Annotated in this window: 18 protein-coding genes and 1 pseudogene; 5 read left to right on the top strand and 14 right to left on the bottom strand. The window is 43.0% G+C overall.

Annotated elements, in window-relative coordinates; translation table 11 throughout:
* Nucleotides 1-723 carry a trehalose operon repressor gene (gene treR / locus E4T71_RS02250; protein ID WP_135036237.1) on the top strand — a complete coding sequence of 241 codons (723 nt, stop codon included), beginning with the start codon at nt 1-3 and terminating at the stop codon, nt 721-723.
* A gap of 60 nt (nt 724-783) precedes the next feature.
* Here the strand turns inward: treR and E4T71_RS02245 are convergent, their stop codons facing one another.
* From E4T71_RS02245 to E4T71_RS02230, 4 genes are read right to left on the bottom strand one after another with little or no spacing between them, the layout of a single operon-like run.
* Nucleotides 784-1971: a CapA family protein gene (locus tag E4T71_RS02245; protein WP_135036234.1), complete on the bottom strand. Its 1188-nt coding sequence runs from the start codon at nt 1969-1971 to the stop codon at nt 784-786.
* 9 nt (nt 1972-1980) lie between these two features.
* On the bottom strand, nt 1981-2919 hold the full coding sequence (gene msrB / locus E4T71_RS02240; protein WP_135036231.1) for a peptide-methionine (R)-S-oxide reductase MsrB: 939 nt from the start codon (nt 2917-2919) through the stop codon (nt 1981-1983).
* Nucleotides 2920-2928: 9 nt separating this feature from the next.
* A complete protein-coding gene (locus E4T71_RS02235; protein ID WP_135036228.1) occupies nt 2929-3468 on the bottom strand; it encodes a DUF4352 domain-containing protein in 540 nt (179 codons plus the stop codon).
* Between the two features lie 21 nt (nt 3469-3489).
* A complete protein-coding gene (locus E4T71_RS02230) occupies nt 3490-4338 on the bottom strand; it encodes a mechanosensitive ion channel family protein (RefSeq protein WP_135036225.1) in 849 nt (282 codons plus the stop codon).
* A 212-nt stretch (nt 4339-4550) separates the two neighbouring features.
* On the opposite strand from E4T71_RS02230, the gene sstT reads away from it, so the two are divergent.
* The gene (gene sstT / locus E4T71_RS02225) at nt 4551-5762 is read left to right on the top strand and encodes a serine/threonine transporter SstT (RefSeq protein ID WP_135036222.1); all 1212 of its coding nucleotides are present in this window, start codon (nt 4551-4553) and stop codon (nt 5760-5762) included.
* Nucleotides 5763-5966: 204 nt separating this feature from the next.
* Here the strand turns inward: sstT and E4T71_RS02220 are convergent, their stop codons facing one another.
* The 5 genes from E4T71_RS02220 to E4T71_RS02200 all read right to left on the bottom strand — a co-directional run bounded on the left by E4T71_RS02220 (nt 5967) and on the right by E4T71_RS02200 (nt 11074).
* Complete coding sequence (locus E4T71_RS02220) at nt 5967-7307, bottom strand: sodium:alanine symporter family protein (RefSeq protein WP_135036219.1); 1341 nt, start codon at nt 7305-7307, stop codon at nt 5967-5969.
* Between the two features lie 172 nt (nt 7308-7479).
* Nucleotides 7480-7791, bottom strand: coding sequence for a thioredoxin (gene trxA / locus E4T71_RS02215; RefSeq protein ID WP_135036216.1), 312 nt, complete (start codon nt 7789-7791; stop codon nt 7480-7482).
* A 79-nt stretch (nt 7792-7870) separates the two neighbouring features.
* Nucleotides 7871-10207 (bottom strand): endonuclease MutS2, encoded by a 2337-nt coding sequence (locus tag E4T71_RS02210; protein ID WP_135036212.1) that lies wholly within the window; start codon nt 10205-10207, stop codon nt 7871-7873.
* Between the two features lie 56 nt (nt 10208-10263).
* Nucleotides 10264-10821: a CvpA family protein gene (locus E4T71_RS02205; RefSeq protein ID WP_135036209.1), complete on the bottom strand. Its 558-nt coding sequence runs from the start codon at nt 10819-10821 to the stop codon at nt 10264-10266.
* A gap of 7 nt (nt 10822-10828) precedes the next feature.
* Nucleotides 10829-11074: a hypothetical protein gene (locus tag E4T71_RS02200; protein WP_135036206.1), complete on the bottom strand. Its 246-nt coding sequence runs from the start codon at nt 11072-11074 to the stop codon at nt 10829-10831.
* Between the two features lie 222 nt (nt 11075-11296).
* On the opposite strand from E4T71_RS02200, the gene lepB reads away from it, so the two are divergent.
* Together lepB and E4T71_RS02190 are read left to right on the top strand one after the other, a co-directional pair.
* Complete coding sequence (gene lepB / locus E4T71_RS02195) at nt 11297-11893, top strand: signal peptidase I (RefSeq protein ID WP_135036269.1); 597 nt, start codon at nt 11297-11299, stop codon at nt 11891-11893.
* Nucleotides 11894-11979: 86 nt separating this feature from the next.
* A complete protein-coding gene (locus tag E4T71_RS02190; protein ID WP_135036203.1) occupies nt 11980-14373 on the top strand; it encodes an ATP-dependent RecD-like DNA helicase in 2394 nt (797 codons plus the stop codon).
* 13 nt (nt 14374-14386) lie between these two features.
* Here the strand turns inward: E4T71_RS02190 and dinB are convergent, their stop codons facing one another.
* Complete coding sequence (gene dinB, locus E4T71_RS02185) at nt 14387-15517, bottom strand: DNA polymerase IV (protein WP_135036200.1); 1131 nt, start codon at nt 15515-15517, stop codon at nt 14387-14389.
* A gap of 267 nt (nt 15518-15784) precedes the next feature.
* On the opposite strand from dinB, the gene pflB reads away from it, so the two are divergent.
* Complete coding sequence (gene pflB / locus E4T71_RS02180) at nt 15785-18103, top strand: formate C-acetyltransferase (protein ID WP_135036197.1); 2319 nt, start codon at nt 15785-15787, stop codon at nt 18101-18103.
* Between the two features lie 343 nt (nt 18104-18446).
* Here pflB and E4T71_RS02175 read toward each other — a convergent pair whose 3' ends face one another.
* From E4T71_RS02175 to E4T71_RS02160, 4 genes and pseudogenes are all read right to left on the bottom strand, one after another.
* Nucleotides 18447-19379 (bottom strand): serine hydrolase domain-containing protein, encoded by a 933-nt coding sequence (locus tag E4T71_RS02175; protein ID WP_135036195.1) that lies wholly within the window; start codon nt 19377-19379, stop codon nt 18447-18449.
* The gene (locus E4T71_RS02170) at nt 19372-20106 is read right to left on the bottom strand and encodes a CppA N-terminal domain-containing protein (protein WP_167758459.1); all 735 of its coding nucleotides are present in this window, start codon (nt 20104-20106) and stop codon (nt 19372-19374) included. Before E4T71_RS02170 ends, E4T71_RS02175 begins: the two co-directional genes overlap by 8 nt.
* 107 nt (nt 20107-20213) lie before the next feature.
* Nucleotides 20214-21059: an aquaglyceroporin Gla gene (gene gla / locus E4T71_RS02165; protein WP_135036189.1), complete on the bottom strand. Its 846-nt coding sequence runs from the start codon at nt 21057-21059 to the stop codon at nt 20214-20216.
* 142 nt (nt 21060-21201) lie between these two features.
* Nucleotides 21202-21291, bottom strand: a pseudogene (locus E4T71_RS02160) (IS5/IS1182 family transposase); the annotation flags it as partial.
* Nucleotides 21292-21378: the final 87 nt, after the last annotated feature.

The raw sequence follows: 21378 nt of genomic DNA, 5'->3' as shown, positions 1-21378 counted from the left end.
ATGAATCGTAAAAAATACCAGGTCATCTATGACCAACTCAAAGCAGACATTCGGCAAGGAATCTATTGTCAAGGGCAACTACTCCCTTCTGAGATGGAACTCTGCCTACAATTTGAGACTTCTCGGGAAACCCTCCGCAAATCTCTGCAACTTCTACAAAACGATGCCTACATCCAAAAAATTCGTGGGAAGGGGTCTATCGTCATCTATGATCCTTCCCTCAATTTTGAGTTGGCCAGCCTAACCAGTTTCCAAGAAATCAATGCAGGGCTCAGCCAACCCTACCAAACCGAAGTTGCTGTATTAGAAACAATCAAGGCCAAAGACTATCCCGATGTCAAAACTGCTCTACAACTAAGAGATTTTGATACTATTCTCCGAGTTGTCCGCCTTCGAAAAAAAGGGCCACGAGTCAACATCGTCGACATCGATTTCTTCAATCCCAAACTTGTACCTGGTATCACGGAAGAAGTTGCTCAGACATCAATTTACCGCTACATTGAAAAGGATTTGAACTTAGTCATTAGTCATTCAGCCAAAACCATCACCTTCCAACCAGCCAATCAAACTCTCCAAGACTATTTCCAACAGCTGGAGCCAGCCTATGTAGCCCTTGTTGAAGCCACTGTCTTCCTAGGCGATGGGCAACCGTTCCAGCTCAACCAATCCCACCACAGACCTTCATCCTTCAAATTCACAAATTTTTCGCGTAGACAATCCTAAAAAGACCGGTTTCTCCAACCTTTAAGGAGAAACCGGTCTTTTTTATGTAGAATTCATCTATTATGGCCAATGAATAGCCAATAATTCATTCGTTGCCTCGTATGCTTCTTCAATTCGTGCCTGAGTTTCAAAATCCAGTTGTCCCTCATAGCGGCCACCTTTCAAGAAATCTTCGATAATCAAAGTTTGGTAAAGGTATTGAGGGAAGCCAAATTGGGAGTAGGTTCCCTTCTCCACTCGGCTCACCCAGGTTGGGTGAGCTTTGACTGTTTTGATTCGTGTCTGTTGATTCTTTTTCTCAACCTCCACATCCATAAGGACACCTCGCTCAGTCCATTCGGAGTTAGGCATACCATCCATGCTTTCAATACGCTGATTCGAAATAAAATTCCCCATGGAGTAGATAATGAACTTGTTCTCACCATCTTTTTCAATCGTTTCAGTTGGTTCGGGGACATGCGGATGACCACCGAAGACTAGGTCTGCACCCCAATCTACCATTTTGTGGTAGATGGCAACCTGCTCATCTGTCGGGGACAAGCGGTATTCCTCTCCCATTTGTGGCATCACAATGGTTATATCAGCTTCTTTCTCGGCCCGCTTAATTTCTGCCTCCATTTTCTCCAGATCCAAATCAGACAAAACAGATTCATACTCTTCTGGGCTAAGCCCAGCTTCCAATCCATTAAAACCATAAGCATAAGCTAGCAGCGCAATCTTAATACCATTGACCTCCTTGATGAGCAAGGGAGCCTGATCGCGTGCTTGTTCGGCATAAACGCCAATGGGTTCAATACCGGCGTCTTTGAAGGCTTGGACAGTAGTCCCCACGCCTTCCAAACCCGAATCTAAAATATGGTTGTGGGCCAAATCCATAACATCATAGCCCGCACCTTTAATAGCCTGAACCACTTGAGGAGGAGCATTAAAAAGCGGGTAACCACTCAAAGGGTAGTCCGGGTTAATGGTTCCTTCAAAATCACCAATGGCTAGATCAGCTTGATCCAACCAAGACTTGACATACGTGAAATTTTCCGAAAAATCATAACTACCACCTGTCTGCTCTGCAGAATAGTAAAGAATATCATGGTACAACAAATCGCCGTGAGCCATAATTCGAGCTTGACTAACCTGGCTATCCTCTTGATTTTTCACCAGTTCTTGCACATAGGGACGACCAAAGTAAACCCCTACACCTGCCAAGGTCACAGCAGTTAAAAGACCTGTTATAAAAACTTCCTTTTTCATAAACTCTTCCTAATCTAGCAAGTCTAGTAAGTAACCATAACCTTCCGCTTCCATATCTTCCTTAGCCACAAAACGAAGAGCGGCACTATTGATACAATAACGAAGTCCACCAGACTCTCGTGGACCGTCTTCAAAGACATGTCCCAGATGGGCATCACCTGCCCGGCTCCGAACCTCAATCCGTCGCATACCGTGACTCAAATCTTGGCGATACTGGATCAAGTCCTTCGCAATTGGTTTAGAAAAAGCTGGCCAACCACAACCGGAATTGTATTTATCTGCAGACTGGAAGAGCGGCTCTCCAGAAGTAATATCGACATAAATCCCTTCTTGAAAGTGTTCATCATACTTATTTGTAAACGGACGCTCGGTCGCATTCTCTTGCGTCACAGCGTACTCTTCCTCTGATAAAAGCCCTTTCAGCGTTGCTTGATCCGGCTTTTGGTACAGAGCTGGATCAATCAAAGGCTGGTAGGCATCCTCCACATTGATATGGCAGTAGCCACCTGGATTTTTCTTTAAATAATCTTGATGATAATCCTCCGCAGGGATGTAATGGCGAAGAGGTTCCACTTCAACGGCCAAGGGTTGGTTGCCAAAGTGCTGTGACTGTTCCTTCATCACTTGTTCAATCACTGGTAAATCTTCTGCATCCTGATAATAGATTCCCGTCCGGTATTGCCGACCACGGTCATTCCCCTGCCGATTGACACTGAGCGGATCAATCACTCGGAAATAATAAAGCAGAATTTCTCGTAATCCAATGACTTTCTCATCATAGCTAACAGAAACCGTCTCCGCATGATCCGTTTCTTTTAAGAGTTGGTAGTTCGTTGTTTCTACTTGACCGTTTGTATAACCCACGCTAGTCTTTTGAACACCATCAATACGAGAAAAATACTCCTCTAAGCCCCAAAAACAACCACCAGCTAAATAAATTAATTTCATAGCAACCTCCTATTTAGACTTCCATTGCGTATCATAGTGCACGAGATAATAGGGCCCTTCCCCCATCTCACCATCAAAAATCAAACGATAGCTTCCTTGTGTCCCTGGCTCTAGACTCTTATCCAAACCCTCCTGGTCAAAGGTTATACTATCTAATAGCAAGGGTTCTCCCTCCTCGTCAAACAATTCGTAACTATAGGGATTGACACGGAAAGTATTCCCATGATTATTTTCAACCAAGAGTTCAACCACAACTGCTAAGCCAGTTGCATCATCCCACATCTCCTGATTCTCATCTCTTTCGATGGTCTTAACCGTTACCCGCTCCCCCGTTACAAATTGTCGCGATTTACCAAGTTCTTGCTCGATAACACTTTCTTCTTTTTGATTTAAGCCTAAAAGACGAGCATATTGTTCATTTTCCTCAGCTAGACCTAAATAAGAAAAGAGCAAAATACCAATTCCCACCAATAAAAATAAATTTAAGCCTACCAAGCTAAGAATCCAAATCCAGTAGGGCTGAGACCTCAAGGTCTTTTTGTCCGTCATGCTGGACTCACCTCCTTCATCTTAATTCGTAGAGCTAGAAGAACTCGACAAACTCACACCAGCTTCCTTCAAAGCATCTTGGTATAGACGATAGAGGGGATAAGCGATTCCTGCATCTTGCCCACGGCGAATAGGAACAGAGATGCGATAAACAAAACCTTCACTCCGACTCCACTGAGCTCCAAGAACTTTAGGCTGACCATCTAATTGGTCAAATCCCTGCAGTCGCGACTGGTTAACTTGTTCCACAATTTTATCTACAAGCTCAAAGTCTGTGCCCGGTAACAAAGGTAAATCCACTGTAATGGAAACATCTCCTCGTGACTGGTTGCTGACGATGAGAATCTGTCGATTTGGGATGTAATAAAGAGTCCCATTGCTATCACGAACCTGGGTCGTTCGAATCCCGACATTCTCGACTGTTCCGGACAATTTCCCAGAGCCATTCGGCAAGGTTACATAATCTCCTACATCCAACTGTCTTTCCAACAGGATAAAGAAACCATTGACCATATCCGATAAGAAACCCTGTGCTCCAAGACCAACCACAACCCCAGCCAAACCAGCTCCAGCTAAAAGGGATGATACTGGCAAACCAAGAATGGACAGAACCCAATAAATCAAGAGAAAATAAAGGGCATAATTGAGTACATTGTCAATCAAACGCAAGAGGGTTTCTTTGCGAGCTGAATGACTTTGCATCAACAGCATAGATGGAGCTAATAGGCGATGGACGAGAGCATGAATGAGCTTTTTCCCAATCCAAAACAAGAGAAATAAAAACAATAAGGAAATCGATTTAGAAACAAACTGATCTAAAATCTCCTCCCACTGGATCTTTTCCAAGAATCTTAATACTAGGTTTTGCATAAAACCTCCTTTCCCCTATTATAACACAGGGAGGGACTTCCGTTTTATTCAGTCCCCATCAAATCCTCTTATGATTTCCATAAGTTTTTATTAAAAATGAATTGAAAGTTGCGAAAATTCCGAACTTTTTTCATAAAAACCTAGAAAATCCATTGACAGGGGGGATTTCTTGTAGTAGACTATTTAAAATAAATTTAAAGGAGGTTTCAATCATGAAACGTTACATTCAGGCTTGGAATCGAGCCAGCCTGATCAAGCGGATTGCAATTGGAGTTGTTATTGGTTTTGCCCTCGCTCTTATTGTTCCATCTTGGTCAGCTATCGGAATCCTCGGAGATGTCTTCGTAGGTGCTTTGCGAGCAGTTGCCCCTCTCTTGGTATTTGCATTGGTAACCAACGCCCTTTCTCAGCACAGAGAAGGTGGGCAATCCGATATGAAAACCATCGTTATTCTTTACCTATTCGGCACGTTTGCTGCTGCTTTGGTTGCTGTGCTGGTATCCTTTGCTTTCCCAACAACCTTAACACTAGCAAATGCGGCTACGGATATCGCACCGCCTAGTGGTTTGGCTGAAATTGCCCGTAACCTCTTGCTCAACATTGTAGAAAACCCTGTTAGTGCTATTTCCAATGGTAATTACATTGGGATTCTTGCTTGGGCTAGTGTCTTTGGAATTGCTATGCGTCAAGCTAGCAAACAAAGCAAAGAATTGCTACAAACAATGGCAGATGTTACTTCAACTGTCGTTGCTTGGGTCATCAACCTAGCACCATTCGGAATTCTAGGTTTGGTCTTCAAAGCCATTTCCGAACAAGGTGTGGATGCCCTTCTTGGTTATGGACAATTAATCATCGTAATTGTCGCAACCAACCTCTTTGTGGCCTTGGTCATTAACCCAATCATTGGATTTGTGATGATGCGTAAAAATCCATATCCACTAGTCTTCAAAACTCTACAAGTTAGTGGTGTGACTGCCTTCTTTACTCGAAGCTCTGCAGCCAACATCCCTGTAAACTTGAAACTCTGTGACGAACTTGGATTGGATAAAGATACCTATACAATCTCTATCCCTCTTGGAGCAACCATCAACATGGGTGGTGCTGCTATTACAATCACAATTCTTTCCCTTGCTGCAGTTCACACGCTTGGAATTCCTGTAGACTTCGGAACTGCTCTGCTCCTTTCTGTTGTGGCTGCCTTGTCAGCCTGTGGAGCTTCTGGGGTTACCGGTGGATCTCTCCTCTTGATTCCTGTGGCATGTAGCCTCTTCGGTATCTCTGGTGATATCTCAGCTCAAGTTATCGGAGTCGGCTTTATCATCGGTATCATCCAAGATGCCTGTGAAACTGCTCTCAACTCTTCAACAGACGTTCTCTATACTGCCTATGCAGAATGGAGCGCTTGGAAGAAAAAAGAAGCTTAATACTTGCAATCCCTCTGGTTAACCAGGGGGATTTTTTGCATCCTTCACAATGACTCTATTGAAGACTCCAACAACATACAAAAAAACGTTAATCCTAAATATATTTATGCAAACCAAGATTTCAAGACTGGAAGGCAAACCTACTCCTTTATGTTCACAATCAAAAAGCCGAGACTTTTCAATCTCGACTTTCTATCTAAATGCTCAAGCTTTCTTTTGTTTATCTAAATATTTCTTAGTCTCCATCACAACAATCGGACTAAGGGCCAAGAGGGCAATCAAGTTTGGAAGAACCATCAAGGCATTTACGATATCTGCAATTAACCAAATAACATCAACAGTCAAAAAGGCTCCTAGGAAAACAAAGGCTACATAGAGCGCTCGGTAAATCCAAATAAAGCGAAGGCCAAATAAAAATTCAAAACAACGCTCACCATAATAGTTCCAGCCAATAATCGTTGTAAAAGCAAAGAGAACCAAGAAAAGCATCAAAAGAATCGCTCCAAAGTTCCCAAATACCGTCGAAAATGCCGCCTGGGTCAGACTAGCTCCATTGACATCTCCTGCCCAAACACCAGTAATCAAGATTGAAAGACCGGTCAAGCTACAAACAATGATGGTATCAATAAAGGTACCCGTCATCGAAATAAGACCTTGTTCTACAGGAGATTCTGTTTTGGCAGCAGCAGCCGCAATCGGTGCACTCCCCATTCCAGATTCGTTCGAGAAAACCCCACGCGCAATGCCGGTTTGGATAGCTGTTCGAATCGTCGCACCTGCAAAACCACCTAGAGCTGCAACTGGTGTAAAGGCACTGGTAAATACCAATTCTAAAGTCGGAAGCAATTGATCCACATTCACAACCAGAATTGCTCCTGCAGCCAATACATAGACTACGGCCATGAAGGGCACAACAGCTGTTGAAATTTTTGAAATACTTTGAATCCCACCAAAAATAGCAACAGCCACAAGAATCGTTAAAATAGGACCTGTTACTTCTGAGCCGATCCCTAAACCCGTTTTAACCGAATCAGTAATGGAAGATACCTGAGTAAAAGTACCAGTCGACAGAAGGGCTGTTAGTACGGCACCTCCTGCGAAGAAATTGGCTAAGGGACGCCATTTCTCTCCCATACCATTCACAATATAGTACATAGGGCCACCTGATGCTGCCCCTTTTTCATCTTTTACCCGATAGCGAATGGCCAAAACACCCTCAGCGTACTTAGTCGCCATTCCAAAAAAGGCAGCTACCCACATCCAAAAAAGAGCACCTGGGCCACCCATCTTGATGGCTGTGGCTACCCCAACAATATTACCAGTACCAATGGTCGCAGCTAGGGCAGTACTCAAGGCTGCAAAACTGGAAATATCACCAGTACCATTCTTGTCATCTGCTTTAAAAATCAATTTCAAGGCTCGTGGGAGTTGGGTCACTTGCAGCATTCCCAACCGGAAACTGAGAAAAATCCCTGTTCCCACTAACAAGATTAAAAGGGGTGGTCCCCATACAAACGCATCCAATTGCGTCAAAAACTCTATCATATCTACTCCTCTACTCCAATCTTTCGCAAGATTGGAGCCTCTCTAAAAAAACTGTACCCCCCATTCTAAAACAAGACGCCCTCTTTGTCAATTTTAAACACATTTAAAAATGCATTGCATACAAAAAGTCTGGGATGACTCACTCTATGACATCATCCCAGACTTTCTATTATTATAGAGAAGCTACAATCTCTTTAATTTGATCCTTCGTATGCACACCTGCTACTTGTTTAACAACCTCACCATCTTTCTTGAACATCAAGGTTGGAATTGACATAATACCAAATTCACGCGCAGTAGCTGGATTTTCATCCACATCCATCTTCACAATTTTCAACTCAGATTCATCGACTTCACCCGCCAATTGCTCCAAGATTGGAGCCTGCATACGGCAAGGACCACACCAAGTAGCCCAGAAATCAATTAACACAAGACCTTCTTTAGTCTCTTCTACAAAATTTGCATCGGTTACACTTTGTACCATATGAAACTCTCCTTTTTCTTTCTTACCATTAGTTTACACCAATTTGAAAAATAATGACAGAATTTGATACGCCTTTACCTTATTTAAAAATAGCAATGGTGGCTCCGGAACCTCCAGCATTTTGTGGTGCATAAGCAAAGGACTTGACCTGCTTATTCCGGCGAAGGTATTTCTGAACCCCCTCGCGGATGACCCCTGTTCCAATTCCGTGAATAATATCGACCTGAGCCATATTATTGAGCAGGGCTTGATCAATAAAGGCATCCAGCTCTTCCATAGCTTCCTCATAACGCTTACCACGTAAGTCTAGACGTGCCTTAGCTGCCTGGCTCTTAGTCCGTTTAACTGTTGACACCTTCTTAGACTTGGGCTGATTAGAAGAGTTTTCTTTTTGGATAGCTTCAAACTCATCTTCTCTTAATGTCATCTTCATTAAACCAACCTGAGCTTCCCAGCGACCATCTTTTAATTGACGAACTAAATTGCCTCGTTGACCATAATGACTGACAAGGATTTCCATTCCTACTTTAGGAGCTTTCTTCTTTTTAGCCCGATTGAGAACCTTGTTTTTAGAAAGATCAACCGTTTCTGGGGTTAATGCTTTCAGTTTAGCCTTGGCTTCAATCACCTGATGCGGTTTGAGCTGGGCACCTGCTTGCAGATTTTTCAGAATTTGGTCACTCTCTTCGGTAGCTTTTGCGACAATCTTCTGAGCCTCCTCACGAGCAGCATTGAGTTCAGCTTCCTGTCCTCGTTCCAATTCGGTGTAGAGCTTTTTCAAAGCCCGATTCAGCTTGTGATTTTCCTGTTCTAAATCCCGAATCCCTTCTAGCCGTTTGCGGCTCTCTAAAGTCTGTTCTTCCAAGCGTTGGATAATGCGGGAAACATCCTGATCGTGATCAAGCTGACCTTCCGCCTGAACCACGACAACTTCCGCTAAACCTAAACGTCTAGCTATTTCAAAGGCATTGGACCGCCCTGGAACTCCCTGCATAAAGCGATAAGTCGGCCGCAAACTTAACGTATCAAATTCCATACTGGCATTTTCAACAGCTTCCGTCTCAATTCCATACGCCTTTAATTCAGGGTAATGGGTTGTTGCCATTGTTTTAATTCCCCGCAAGCGGAGATCTTCCAAAATAGCAATTGCCAAGGCTGCTCCTTCTTGCGGATCTGTCCCTGCTCCCAATTCATCGAACAAAACCAAGGAGAAAGGCGTTGCCTGCTCCAAAATTTGAATAATATTCGTCATATGACTCGAGAAAGTAGAGAGACTCTGCTCGATGGACTGCTCATCACCGATATCCGCAAACACTTCATCGAATACCCCGATCTGGCTGCCTTCAGCAGCTAGAATCGGCAAACCTGACTGCCCCATAAGTTGAGCTAGTCCCAGGGTCTTAAGCATCAGCGTTTTTCCCCCTGTATTAGGCCCTGTCATCACAATACTACTCAAACCTTTTCCAAAATGAAGATCATTAGCGACTGGCTGCTCTAATAAGGGATGACGAAGTTGGAGCAAGCGAATGTCATTTTGGCTAGAAATACTTGGGATATGGGCTTGACGATCACGCATGTATTGATACTTAGCCGCCAAGAAATCGAAATGACCCAAGAGCCAGTGATTATTTTGAAAGGATTGCACTTGAGGGCGAAGAAGATTCGCCAATTCTCGAAGAATTCGACGAATTTCATACCGTTCTTCTGCTTCTAAACTAGCAATCCCTTCATTCATTTGAATCAATTCACGAGGTTCAATATAAACCGTATTCCCTGTAGCCGAGATGTCTTGCACAATCCCTTGAACACGATTCCGAAAACTCTGCTTGACCGGCAAAACATTGCGACCATTTCGACTGGCAAAGAGAGGATCTGCCAAATAATCCGCTTTCTTCTTCAATAATTCCTGCATCGTTTGGCGCAAGTCACGATCTGCCTGGCGCAAACGACGGCGAATCCCTAGCAATTCTTCACTAGCAAAATCCTCAATGGTGCCGTTATCCGCAATAGCCTGCAGGGCACCTTGAAATTGTGGGAAAGTCTCTAGATTTTCAAAATAGGCCGTTAGATTTGGAAGATGGATATCTTCCAAATCTAGATAAAAATCCTTCAAAAGCTGACTGCCTCTCAGCATGGCTTTTATATCTTGAAAATCAGCCACCTGTAATTCTGCTTCCAACTGCAAACGTTTCAGGGTTGGCGTCAAATCTCCTAGACTCGTAATAGGCAGAGTATGGCCTGCTTTGCCTAGCTCCTCCATATCGCTCAACTGATCAAAAGCCTGTTGAATATCTTTGACATTAATCATGGGTTCCAGATTAGCTAAGGTGTTCTGCCCTTCTACCGTCCGAAGATAGGGGGCTAATGCACTTTTAACTTCTGTAAACTCCAAACTTTCATATATTTTATGATTCATTTTTTCTCCAAAAATCTAAAAAAGAAAGAGCCTGTTCCCAAACTCTTCCATCTTCTTTACAAACCTCCCAAAACGCTACTTACCCATAGTTGACGGAGGATAAGGCGGCTAAATGGGGAGAGATTCATCATAAATTGGACCAGAAAACTGGAACTGAGAGTGTCTTGAACTCCAGCAAGGGGAACCGTTGCGACAATAAAAATCAGCATTTCTAAACGGAACCAGGTTAAAAGAAGGGAAAGACCACCAGATATCAGAGAAGCTGGTACACTATCCCACTCCCGTTTCCAAGGAGAAAAGACTAGGAATGTCGCTAAAATACGGCCAACCATCCAAACAATCGTAAAGACCGTCACAAATCCGAGACCACTATAAAAAACTTGGTCCAAATCAAACAAAATTCCTGATTCAAAAAAGAGGGCCTGACTTCCCCTGCTAGGATTGGCATAGGGAATCCACAGACTCAAAAACTGAGCTGCCTGAGTATAGGCAACCGATGCAATCAGAAAAGAAATCAAAAAAAGAATCGTCTGGCCAATTTGATGAACCAAGCCACGCTGGTAGCCCAAATAAAAACTCCAAGCCAAAACTAATAGAATTACTAGATCAAACATGATTCACCTACTTAGTCGCTTCTTGATCTTCCTGAGCGCGCTCCATTTCTCGGTTTAATTGAACCGATAAGGTATTGATCGCCAACAAGAGTGCTAAGGTTTCATCATCTGCCTTAGGCATTTGTTCCTTCAGCGCTTGGTACTTTTCTTGTGCAAGACGTTCAATTTCTTCCATAAAAAGATTGTCATATTCCGTTGTTAATGTTAGGGTTCTTTTACCAAAAGAAAACTTATATCGATTTAAATTTGCCATAATATCACCTTCTCATCATTATAACAGAAAGAATAAGGCTTGTCATTTGCAAAATGTGTCTCATTTCCACCACTGAATACGGCTAAAATATGATACAATAGTTCCTATATGTTAAAGTAGAAAAAGATTGATCTGTCCGATAATCAGGAACAGGTTCTTAAACGCGAAAGGAAGACCATGGCAAGTAGAGCAAGCAAGAATAAACAACAAAAATCAGGCCTTATGCGCCAAATTTTCGACATCCTCATCTTCATCATTCTCATCGGTGCTATCATCATTTCCCGCTTAATTTTTTGGCAAGCTGTCACCGTTGAAGGACATTCCATGGATCCTACCTTAGCAGAAGGTCAATACCTGATTGTATTCAATCAGAATCACATTGATCGCTTTGATATTGTCGTTGCATCCGAAACCGATGAAAATGGAAAAGAAAAGAAAATTGTCAAGCGGGTCATCGGGATGCCAGGAGACCAATTAGAATTCAAACAAGATACCCTCTTTATCAACGGAAAAGAAATTGCTGAAGACTACCTAGCTGATTATCAAGCAGCTTTTCAAGCAGATAAACTACAGGATACCTATTCCTACAGCCAATATTTCCAAAATTTAGCCCAAGCGTCCCCAGCTTTTACAGCCAATCGCGAAGGTCAGGCAGATTTTACCGTAACAGTTCCGGAAGGGGAATACTACCTTTTGGGAGATGACCGAATTGTATCAAAAGATAGCCGTGATGTAGGTAGTTTTAAGTCTGATCAAATTGTCGGAGAAGTCGTTCTCCGTTTCTGGCCTATCACTGACTTTAAAATACTACATGAATAAGACACTAAGCTGAAAAAAGAGGCTGAGACAATAAGTCTCAGTCTCTTTTTCAAGGATATTTCGCTTTTACCCATGAAAGGGACTCTATGGAACACTACTTTTCTGGTCGAGTAGATCGTGTTATTTTTGAAAATCCAAATAATTTTTATAAAATTCTGTTGGTTGATTTAGATGAAACAAACTCAGATTATATTGGCTCTGAGTTGATTGTCACCGGTACCTTTGCAACCATCGTTGAAGGCAGTGCTTATCGTTTTTACGGTCAACTAGTCCAACACCCTCGCTATGGAGAACAAGTCACTACCAGCCGATATGAACGCGAGAAGCCAAGCCCCCAAGGCCTGGTCAAATTCTTTTCCGGACCCCAATTTAAGGGGGTCGGAAAGCAGACCGCCAAGCGTATTTTGGAAGTCTATTCTTCTGATAATCCCATCGATGAAATCCTCAACAATCCTCAAAAGTTAGAAAATGTAAAAGGACTATCCAAGACCAATCGACTAGCTCTGGTTCAAACTCTAAAAATCAATTATGGTTTAGAACAAGCCTTAGCTCGCTTAGCAGACTTGGGAATACCGAATCGCCTTGCTGTGGAAATCTATGATACCTACCAGGAATCAACACTAACCCTGATCCAAGAAAATCCCTACCAAATGGTGGAAGATATCCGTGGTGTTGGTTTCGTCATTGCCGACCAAGTCGCTGAACGCTTAGGAATTGAAACCAACTCTCCCGAACGCTTTCGAGCTGGAATTATCCACAGTCTTTTCCAACACTGCCTTGAATCAGGGGATACCTACTTGGAAGCGGCCCCCCTGCTAGAAAAAACCTTGGTTCTGCTAGAGGAGGCTAGACAGGAACCGATTGACCCCCAGGTTGTTGCCCAGGAATTAACCCACCTTTTAGCAGAAGATAAAATCCAAAATGTTGAGACTAAGATTTTTAGTAATTCTCTCTTCTTCGCAGAAGAAGGCATTGCCAACCACCTCCTACGACTTTTGGAGGCTAGATATCAAGAGAGGAGGGAAAACCAAAACGAGCAAATCCAAGATTTAATTGAACAAGTTGAGGAAGAATTGGGTATCCAATACGATAACATTCAAAAAACAGCCATTGTACAAGCTATTCAAGAACCCATCTTTATCCTCAGTGGGGGGCCCGGAACTGGGAAAACAACCGTATTAAATGGAATCATCTCTGTCTACGCCAAGCTTCACAAAATTAATCTTAACTCTAAGGATCTCCCTATCCTGCTAGCTGCTCCCACCGGTCGGGCTGCACGCCGCATGAATGAATTAACTGGCCTGCCCTCGGCTACCATCCACCGCCATTTGGGGATGGTGGCTGACGATGAAGTCAGTCATCTGGAAGAGTCTTTGGATACTGACTTTATCATCGTTGATGAATTTTCCATGGTCGATACCTGGTTGGCTCACCAGCTCTTCCAAAATTTAGCCAACCATACCAAAATCCTTCTGGTCGGAGATGCCGACCAACTGCCCTCGGTCAGTCCTGGACAGGTCCTAGCAGATTTACAAAAAGTTGAAGCCATTCCCAAGATTCACCTGGAAAAAATTTACCGACAAGACCAAGATTCAACCATTGTTCATCTGGCCAATGACATAAAGCATGGGATTTTACCATCCGATTTTCCACAAAAAAAGGCTGACCGCTCTTACTTTGAAACTCAATCCGAATACATTCCGCAAATGATTGAAAAGATTGTACAGGCAGCGCTGAGAAGTGGCATTGAGCCTCAAGACATTCAAATCTTGGCTCCCATGTATCGAGGAGTAGCCGGCATTGACGCCATCAATCAGCTCATGCAAAATCTCCTCAATCCTCTAAAAAAAGGGCAACAAAGTTTCGAGGCTACTGACTCTCAATACCGATTGGGAGACAAGGTTATCCACTTGGTCAATGATGCAGAAGCCAATGTTTTTAACGGCGATATCGGAACCATCACCGAACTTATTCCAGCCAAGTATAGTGAAAGTGAGCAAGACGAAATACGGATGGACTTTGATGGCAGTGAGGTCAATTATCCTCGTAAGGAATGGTATAAGATTCGCCTAGCCTATGCCATGAGTATCCACAAGTCCCAGGGAAGTGAATTTCCTGTGGTCATCCTCCCGCTAACCCAGGCCAATCGCCGAATGTTGCAACGTAACCTTCTCTACACCGCCATCACACGCGCCAAAGATAAACTCATTCTTTTGGGACAATCCACAGCCTATGTCTATGCTGTGGAAAACGAAGGAACCCAACGCCAGACCTATCTTTCTCCAAGGTTTTCCACAAGATATCCACAAGATATCCACAAAGTTGTGGAAAACTCTGAGAATACGATGAAAGAAGAACAATCAGCTATCAAAAACCATCGTTTAAGTGAGGAAAACTGGGAAGAAATCGATCCGCTAATTGGTTTGACAGAAGCCGACCTAGCTGAATTTTTTAGCACTACTAAAACCGCTACAACATAGGGACTCCTCTGAGTTACAAGGAATCCCTATTTGTGGCGGTTTCTTCTTGATTATTGATCAATAAATCTTCTTCTTGTTCTTTCCCTAGGTTGGTCAGAGTTATCCCCAGGAGACGGATAGACGCCTGATTTTGTTCAATGGAATCATAGAGTTCCAAGGCAGCAGCTAGAAGTTCTTCTTCTTTAGAGATTGGATGGTCTAGGGAGACACGCTTGGTCACGGTCTCAAAGTCCTCCCAACGAATTTTAAGGACAACGGTCTTGCCTTGAATATCTTCGCGCTCCAAGCTAGCTGCTAAATTTCGTGCCAAGCTTTGTAACTCCTGACGAACATCAGCCTCTTGCCGCAAGAACTTACTGTAAGTTTTTTCTTTTCCATAAGATTTACGAATCCGATTCGGTTTGACGGGGCCATTATGGATTCCTCTAGCCCGACGGTAGAGATCGTAACCAAAGCGACCGAAGCGATCAATCAGCTGTATTTCAGATATCTCCAGAAGGTCGGCACCTGTTTTCACTCCCATTTGTCGAAGACGCTCTGCACTCTTTTTCCCCACCCCATGAAATTTTTCAATAGCTAAGGGAGCCAAAAAATCCAAGGCTTCACCTGGCTTGACCACCGTTAAGCCACGCGGCTTTTGATAATCACTGGCTAACTTAGCCAGAAATTTGTTGTAAGAGACACCGGCCGAACAAGTCAATTTCAACTCCTTCCAAATGTCCTCTTGAATCAAGCGTGCCACTTTAACAGCTGACGACGACCCAATCTTATTGACCGTCACATCCAAGTAGGCCTCATCAATACTCATAGGCTCAATCAAATCCGTATAGCGGCAAAAAATCTCTCGTACCTGCTGACCGATTTCTCGATATTTTGCGTAATTTCCTTGAATGAAGATTGCTTGGGGGCAAAGTTGATAAGCTTCCTTGGCACTCATGGCTGAGTGAATACCAAAACGTCTGGCCTCATAATTAGCGGTCGAGACAACTCCTCTTCCACCCGTAATCCGAGGATCGCGAGCGATCACAACAGGCTTCCCCCTTAGGGCTGGATTGTCCCTTTCTTCAACAGCGGCGAAAAAGGCATCCATATCTATATGAATAATTTTGCGGGACTGGTCATCCAGCAGTGGAAAAATGAGCATAACCCTTAACCTCCTTTCGTAAGTTAGGACAGAACTAATACAAATTTTCTTTTTAAGCAAAACTGTATTACATCAGAAAACCCTTACAAATCGCTTTTTTGATTTTGAAAACGATTACTTTGTGTTATAATCTAATTGTAATTATAACAGTTCTCGGACTGCCTGAAAAATCGATCGAGCAACAAAGAGCTTGTCCTACAAGAATATTGGTAAATCGGTTGATTTTTCTATGCGTCGCAAGACTAGAAAGAAAATGAGGTACCCTAGATGGTCGTTAAAACAACCGTTGACACTCAAGATATTTATGAACAAGCCTGGGAAGGCTTTAAAGGAACTGACTGGAAGGAGAAAGTCAGCGTATCCCGCTTTGTGCAAGCCAACTACACTCCTTATGATGGAGATGAAAGTTTCCTAGCAGGACCAACCGAACGTTCCCTTCACATTAAGAAAATTATTGAGGAGACAAAGGCTAGTTATGAAGCAACGCGCTTCCCAATGGATACAGATCGTGTTGCTTCAATCGCAGATATTCCTGCAGGTTATATTGACAAAGATAACGAATTAATCTTTGGTTTGCAAAACTCTGAGCTCTTCCGTCTTAGCTTCATGCCTAAGGGGGGAATCCGCATGGCAGAAACCACTCTTCGTGAGAACGGTTATGAGGCAGATCCACACTTGCATGAAATCTTCACAAAATATGCAACAACCGTAAACGACGGTATCTTCCGTGCATACACGACCAACATCCGCCGTGCCCGTCACGCGCACACCGTTACTGGTCTTCCAGATGCTTACTCTCGTGGACGGATTATCGGAGTCTATGCTCGTCTAGCCCTCTACGGAGCTGACTTCCTGATGGCTGAAAAAGTGGATGACTGGAATGCCTTGACAGAAATTGATGAAGAAACAATCCGTCTTCGTGAAGAAGTCAACCTTCAGTACCAAGCTTTGAAAGAAGTTGTTGCTCTTGGTGATTTGTATGGTGTTGATGTTCGTCGCCCAGCAATGGACACCAAAGAAGCCATCCAATGGACCAACATTGCCTTCATGGCAGCAGCTCGCGTGATTAACGGTGCCGCTACTTCCCTCGGCCGTGTCCCAATCGTTTTGGATATCTATGCAGAACGTGACTTGGCGCGTGGTACTTACACTGAGTCAGAGATCCAAGAATTTGTTGATGACTTCGTCTTAAAACTCCGTACCGTTAAATTCGCTCGTACAAAAGCTTACGATCAACTTTACTCTGGAGACCCAACCTTCATCACTACATCCATGGCTGGTATGGGTGCTGATGGACGTCACCGTGTTACAAAAATGGACTATCGTTTCTTGAACACTTTGGACAACATTGGTAACTCCCCAGAACCAAACTTGACTGTTCTTTGGACAGACAAATTGCCATACGCTTTCCGTCGTTACTGTATGGATATGAGCCATAAACACTCTTCTATTCAGTACGAAGGAGTTACAACTATGGCTAAAGAAGGCTACGGTGAAATGAGCTGTATCTCTTGTTGTGTATCACCTTTGGATCCAGAAAACGAAAACCAAAGCCACAACATTCAATACTTTGGAGCGCGTGTAAACGTCTTGAAGGCGCTTCTTACTGGACTTAACGGTGGATACGATGATGTTCACAAAGACTACAAAGTCTTTGATGTTGAACCAATCCGTGATGAAGTCCTTGACTTTGACAAAGTTAAAGCTAACTTTGAAGAATCACTTGACTGGCTCACAGATACTTATGTAGACGCTCTTAATATTATCCACTACATGACTGATAAATACAACTATGAAGCAGCCCAAATGGCCTTCCTCCCAACCCACCAAGGAGCTAACATGGGATTCGGTATCTGTGGATTTGCTAATACAGTTGACTCTCTATCAGCTATTAAATATGCTACTGTTAAACCAATTCGTGACGAAGATGGCTACATCTACGATTACGAAACTATCGGTGACTACCCACGTTACGGAGAAGATGATGACCGTGTAGACTCCATCGCAGAATGGCTCCTAGAAGCCTTCCATAGTCGTCTTGCAAGTCACAAACTTTACAAGAATGCGGAAGCTACAGTATCCCTACTAACCATCACTTCCAACGTTGCTTACTCTAAACAAACTGGTCACTCACCAGTTCACCGTGGAGTCTTCCTCAACGAAGATGGTACTGTGAATACAAGTGAACTTGAGTTCTTCTCTCCAGGAGCCAACCCATCCCCTAAATCAAAAGGTGGCTGGCTCCAAAACTTGAACTCCTTGGCAAAACTTGAATTTGCACACGCAAATGACGGTATCTCCCTCACAACCCAAGTATCTCCACGTGCTCTTGGTAAAACTCGTGATGAACAAGTAGACAACTTGGTAACCATCCTTGATGCTTACTTCGAAAACGGTGGTCAACACGTAAACTTGAACGTTATGGACCTCTCTGATGTCTATGACAAGATTATGGCTGGTGAAGATGTCATCGTCCGGATCTCTGGTTACTGTGTTAATACCAAATATCTCACACCTGAGCAAAAAACAGAATTAACTCAACGGGTCTTCCACGAAGTTCTTTCTATGGACGACGCCTTGGCTTAACATCCCTCCCCCCAGCTGGATAAATTCAGCTGGGGTTTTGTATTGCCCCAAAATATCTGATACTCTTCAAAATCAGAATACTCATCCTAGATTTTCGAAAAAATGACGAGGACAAGCAACAATCGTAGTTCAACAGATCTGGGAGAGCTGTTGAATATTATGGAAGAAGCGTGCAAGGCACCTAATCAAAAGAATCAATGAGGAACCTTTACAATGTCAGATTTTGAAATGAAAAGAGTATTAACCGTTATCAGTTCACTTTGCCGTACCCCTAACTGTCTAAGGCTCCATTCCTAGTTTGTACTCAAAAAGCGGCCAATCACCACCGCTTTCTTCATCTATTTTAAAATTTTCCTTGCCGAATCAAATCCATCAGTTCATTTCTGTCTTCAATCCATTGGGCCCGTTGGTCTTTCCAATAGGTCCGATTGGAAAGGAAGATAGCCGCTTCTTGTTTTTTTCGATTAAAAAGCAAGAAAGTACCTGTATAACCTGTGTGGTCTAGCCAATCCCCCTCGCGACGCCAGGCTAGACTTCTTGGATTGGCGGGATCGGACCCATGGATTTGATCTAAGTAGATGCTGGGTTCTAGAAGTTGGTTTTCTAGATATTTTTTTAAATCAGATATAGTTGAAAAAATTCCTGCACTACCCGTATGCGGTCCCAGGACTTGAGCCTTAGGATCATGGACTTGCCCAGTATGATTTCCTTGAACTGTGGGAACCGCGCCTGCTCGAGGTCCATAGGTGGTCTTTAAGAGCTTAAATGGAGCACAGACTCGTGCAGAGAGCAATTCTTCTAAACTTTTCCCCAAAAGTGCCTCCAAGTAAAAGCCCAGTAAGATATAATTCACATCAGAATAAAGATAAGAAGTATCTGAGCGCAAATCTAATTGGAGCATTGCTTTGGTTAGCTCTTCTCGATTTAAAGCATCACGGTTCGGAATATAGGGGTCTAAGCCCGAAGTATGGGTTAGAAGATCTACCACTCGCAAATGGGAGTGACGAAATCGAGGGAGTAGTTCTTGGATAGAATCTTCCAACTCCAAGAGTCCTTCTTTAAGTACTTGAAGTACTAGGGTTCCAACGACCAGAACCTTACTGACACTAGCTAGGTCATAAATTAAATCCGGTATTGTTTCAAATCCCAATTCTGGATCAGACCATCCAAAATAATATTCTTGCCACTGCCCCTGACGATAAAGAGCTAAACTAGCTCCGGGATAAACCTGCGTATTTAAATGCTCTTGAATTTTGTCTCTTAGCGCTTTATGCATGTTCTTGTATCCACCATTCTAAATGGTTGTGAGGATCCTCTGCCAATAAGAAATTGCCTCGTTTGGGAACAAAGATTTCCTGATCAGTGAGGCTAGTTTGAAGCTCTTCCAAATTCCAATCAGCTTGGAAAAGACGCAACTGGAACAAATCCCAAGTTTGCCCCGCAGCTACCGACAAATAGTCACTCTCAGCTTCAGTAAAAATCAAAGAAGTCGGCCAACTTAGACGTTGATAAAAGGTCTCAGATTTCTCTTTGTTAGAAACATGGAAATGCAACTCTTCCAATTCTACCTGGTCCAATTTTGCTGGTCCCGCTTGGAATGTTTCTGGATAGTTTACCTGCTCTACCAATTTCAGATCCGCAAAGGATTCCTCGGCATGTACCAAAATTCGATCTCCTTCTGGAGATATCGCCAAATAAGCCCAGCCCTTGGGACCTTGATAGAGTTCATCAAATTTCAAGCCACGTGCTAAGGCTGCTTCTACTGTCTCTGAAGACTTCACGCGAAAGACCATGAGGTCCAACTTCTTCTTCCCTTTTGGCTGCAGTGCCCGATTTGCTGGAAGTTCTTCAATTTCCAAACAAAGCGCTTTTTGCGCATCCCCTAAACTAGCCACACCGGCATCTTCTAATAAAACCGTAAATCCAATTTGTTCCACATAAAAGTCAAAATTCAAGCGTCGATTATTTGTTTTTAATACAGGTACAAGCCTATCTTTACTCATTTTTTCCTCCACAATAACTCTTGTTATTTTAAAAGAAAAATCGATAAAACTCAAGTAATTATGTGCAAGAAAAAAGTCGAGAACAAATCTCGACTTCATGAACTATCCTAAAGGTAAATCATTTTAAACACGGCAACTGCAATAATAGAAGCCAAAATTGGCGCTGCAACCGGTACCCATGCATACCACCATTTAGAATCTTTCTTTGCTTCACCAAGCACACTTGTTGGCAAGAGGAAGTGAAGGATACGTGGACCTAAGTCACGCGCTGGGTTAAGGGCTGGACCAGTAGGTCCTCCAAGAGACGCAACCAAAGCCATAACAAGGAAACCAATAGCAATGTGAGCTACAGCCAAGCTACCCGCGGTGTACGGACTTGCTGCGGTTTCTGCCATAGTTTGATCAAATCCAGTATCGACAAGTTTACCAACAAGCTCTGCACCAAAAAAGTTCTTTGTAAGGCCTAACGCTCCAAAGAAGAGGACAAAAGAACCAATAAACTCATTGATAAAACCATTAAGCATTGAAGCTTTCTGAGATTCTTTAGTACCATCATCCAATGCTGAAATGGTTGAGAAAGATCCAAGAACAGCATTTGGGTTAGTAGTTTTCTTGAAGTAAGGGTTATAAGCCACAACCACCAACAATTGACCAAACATCGCTCCAAGCAATTGAGCCAAGATATATGGTGCTACATGAACCCAAGGGAAAAGCCCACTAACCGCAAGACCAAGTGTGAAGGCTGGGTTGATGTGGTTACCAGATACGTTTCCGAACATCATTGCTGGCATCATAACCGCCAAACCATATCCCAAGGCAATCACAATCCAACCAGAGCTATTTCCTTTGGTTCCTTTCAAATCTACGTTAGCAACCGCACCATTCCCTAAAACCAATAGGAAAGCAGTCGCAATAAACTCAGTAAGGTACTTAACACCCCAAGTTACATCCATTGTATTGTATCTCCTTTTGTCAAATTAAGTATACTTGAAGATTATAACAACTATCCCTTCAAAAGTAAAGCTAATCTGAAAATAGAAGAAAAAGACAATTTGTTTTCAATTGCAATTTTTCATTAGACTTCCTGCGAAACGTTTATAACCTTTCAAATTTGATAATACCAGCAATCAAGTTCATTCTTAAACCAAATCGTTGCTTACGATTGCGGTAAGTTGTTGAAAATATGTTGGGCACCTCTACCCCCTCTTTTTATCGAAAATTTATTTTAAGCAGGTCTTCATATATGGTAGTGCGGCTCAAGATAGCATTGTA

It is taken from the genome of Streptococcus sp. WM07 (assembly GCF_004570525.1).
GTDB lineage: Bacteria > Bacillota > Bacilli > Lactobacillales > Streptococcaceae > Streptococcus.
The sequence above is the reverse complement of the archived record's forward strand: the minus strand, read 5'-3'. Positions and strand labels throughout refer to the sequence as shown.

Excerpts from the sequence above, each read along its gene's own strand:
- E4T71_RS02175 (WP_135036195.1), bottom strand. The coding sequence starts at position 19,379 with ATGCATAAAGCGCTAAGAGACAAAATTCAAGAGCATTTAAATACGCAG.
- lepB (WP_135036269.1), top strand. The coding sequence starts at position 11,297 with ATGCGCCAAATTTTCGACATCCTCATCTTCATCATTCTCATCGGTGCT.
- msrB (WP_135036231.1), bottom strand. The coding sequence starts at position 2,919 with ATGAAATTAATTTATTTAGCTGGTGGTTGTTTTTGGGGCTTAGAGGAG.
- dinB (WP_135036200.1), bottom strand. The coding sequence starts at position 15,517 with ATGCTCATTTTTCCACTGCTGGATGACCAGTCCCGCAAAATTATTCAT.
- E4T71_RS02245 (WP_135036234.1), bottom strand. The coding sequence starts at position 1,971 with ATGAAAAAGGAAGTTTTTATAACAGGTCTTTTAACTGCTGTGACCTTG.
- E4T71_RS02200 (WP_135036206.1), bottom strand. The coding sequence starts at position 11,074 with ATGGCAAATTTAAATCGATATAAGTTTTCTTTTGGTAAAAGAACCCTA.
- E4T71_RS02235 (WP_135036228.1), bottom strand. The coding sequence starts at position 3,468 with ATGACGGACAAAAAGACCTTGAGGTCTCAGCCCTACTGGATTTGGATT.
- E4T71_RS02205 (WP_135036209.1), bottom strand. The coding sequence starts at position 10,821 with ATGTTTGATCTAGTAATTCTATTAGTTTTGGCTTGGAGTTTTTATTTG.
- sstT (WP_135036222.1), top strand. The coding sequence starts at position 4,551 with ATGAAACGTTACATTCAGGCTTGGAATCGAGCCAGCCTGATCAAGCGG.
- treR (WP_135036237.1), top strand. The coding sequence starts at position 1 with ATGAATCGTAAAAAATACCAGGTCATCTATGACCAACTCAAAGCAGAC.
- E4T71_RS02170 (WP_167758459.1), bottom strand. The coding sequence starts at position 20,106 with ATGAGTAAAGATAGGCTTGTACCTGTATTAAAAACAAATAATCGACGC.
- pflB (WP_135036197.1), top strand. The coding sequence starts at position 15,785 with ATGGTCGTTAAAACAACCGTTGACACTCAAGATATTTATGAACAAGCC.
- E4T71_RS02190 (WP_135036203.1), top strand. The coding sequence starts at position 11,980 with ATGGAACACTACTTTTCTGGTCGAGTAGATCGTGTTATTTTTGAAAAT.
- trxA (WP_135036216.1), bottom strand. The coding sequence starts at position 7,791 with ATGGTACAAAGTGTAACCGATGCAAATTTTGTAGAAGAGACTAAAGAA.
- E4T71_RS02220 (WP_135036219.1), bottom strand. The coding sequence starts at position 7,307 with ATGATAGAGTTTTTGACGCAATTGGATGCGTTTGTATGGGGACCACCC.
- E4T71_RS02210 (WP_135036212.1), bottom strand. The coding sequence starts at position 10,207 with ATGAATCATAAAATATATGAAAGTTTGGAGTTTACAGAAGTTAAAAGT.
- gla (WP_135036189.1), bottom strand. The coding sequence starts at position 21,059 with ATGGATGTAACTTGGGGTGTTAAGTACCTTACTGAGTTTATTGCGACT.
- E4T71_RS02230 (WP_135036225.1), bottom strand. The coding sequence starts at position 4,338 with ATGCAAAACCTAGTATTAAGATTCTTGGAAAAGATCCAGTGGGAGGAG.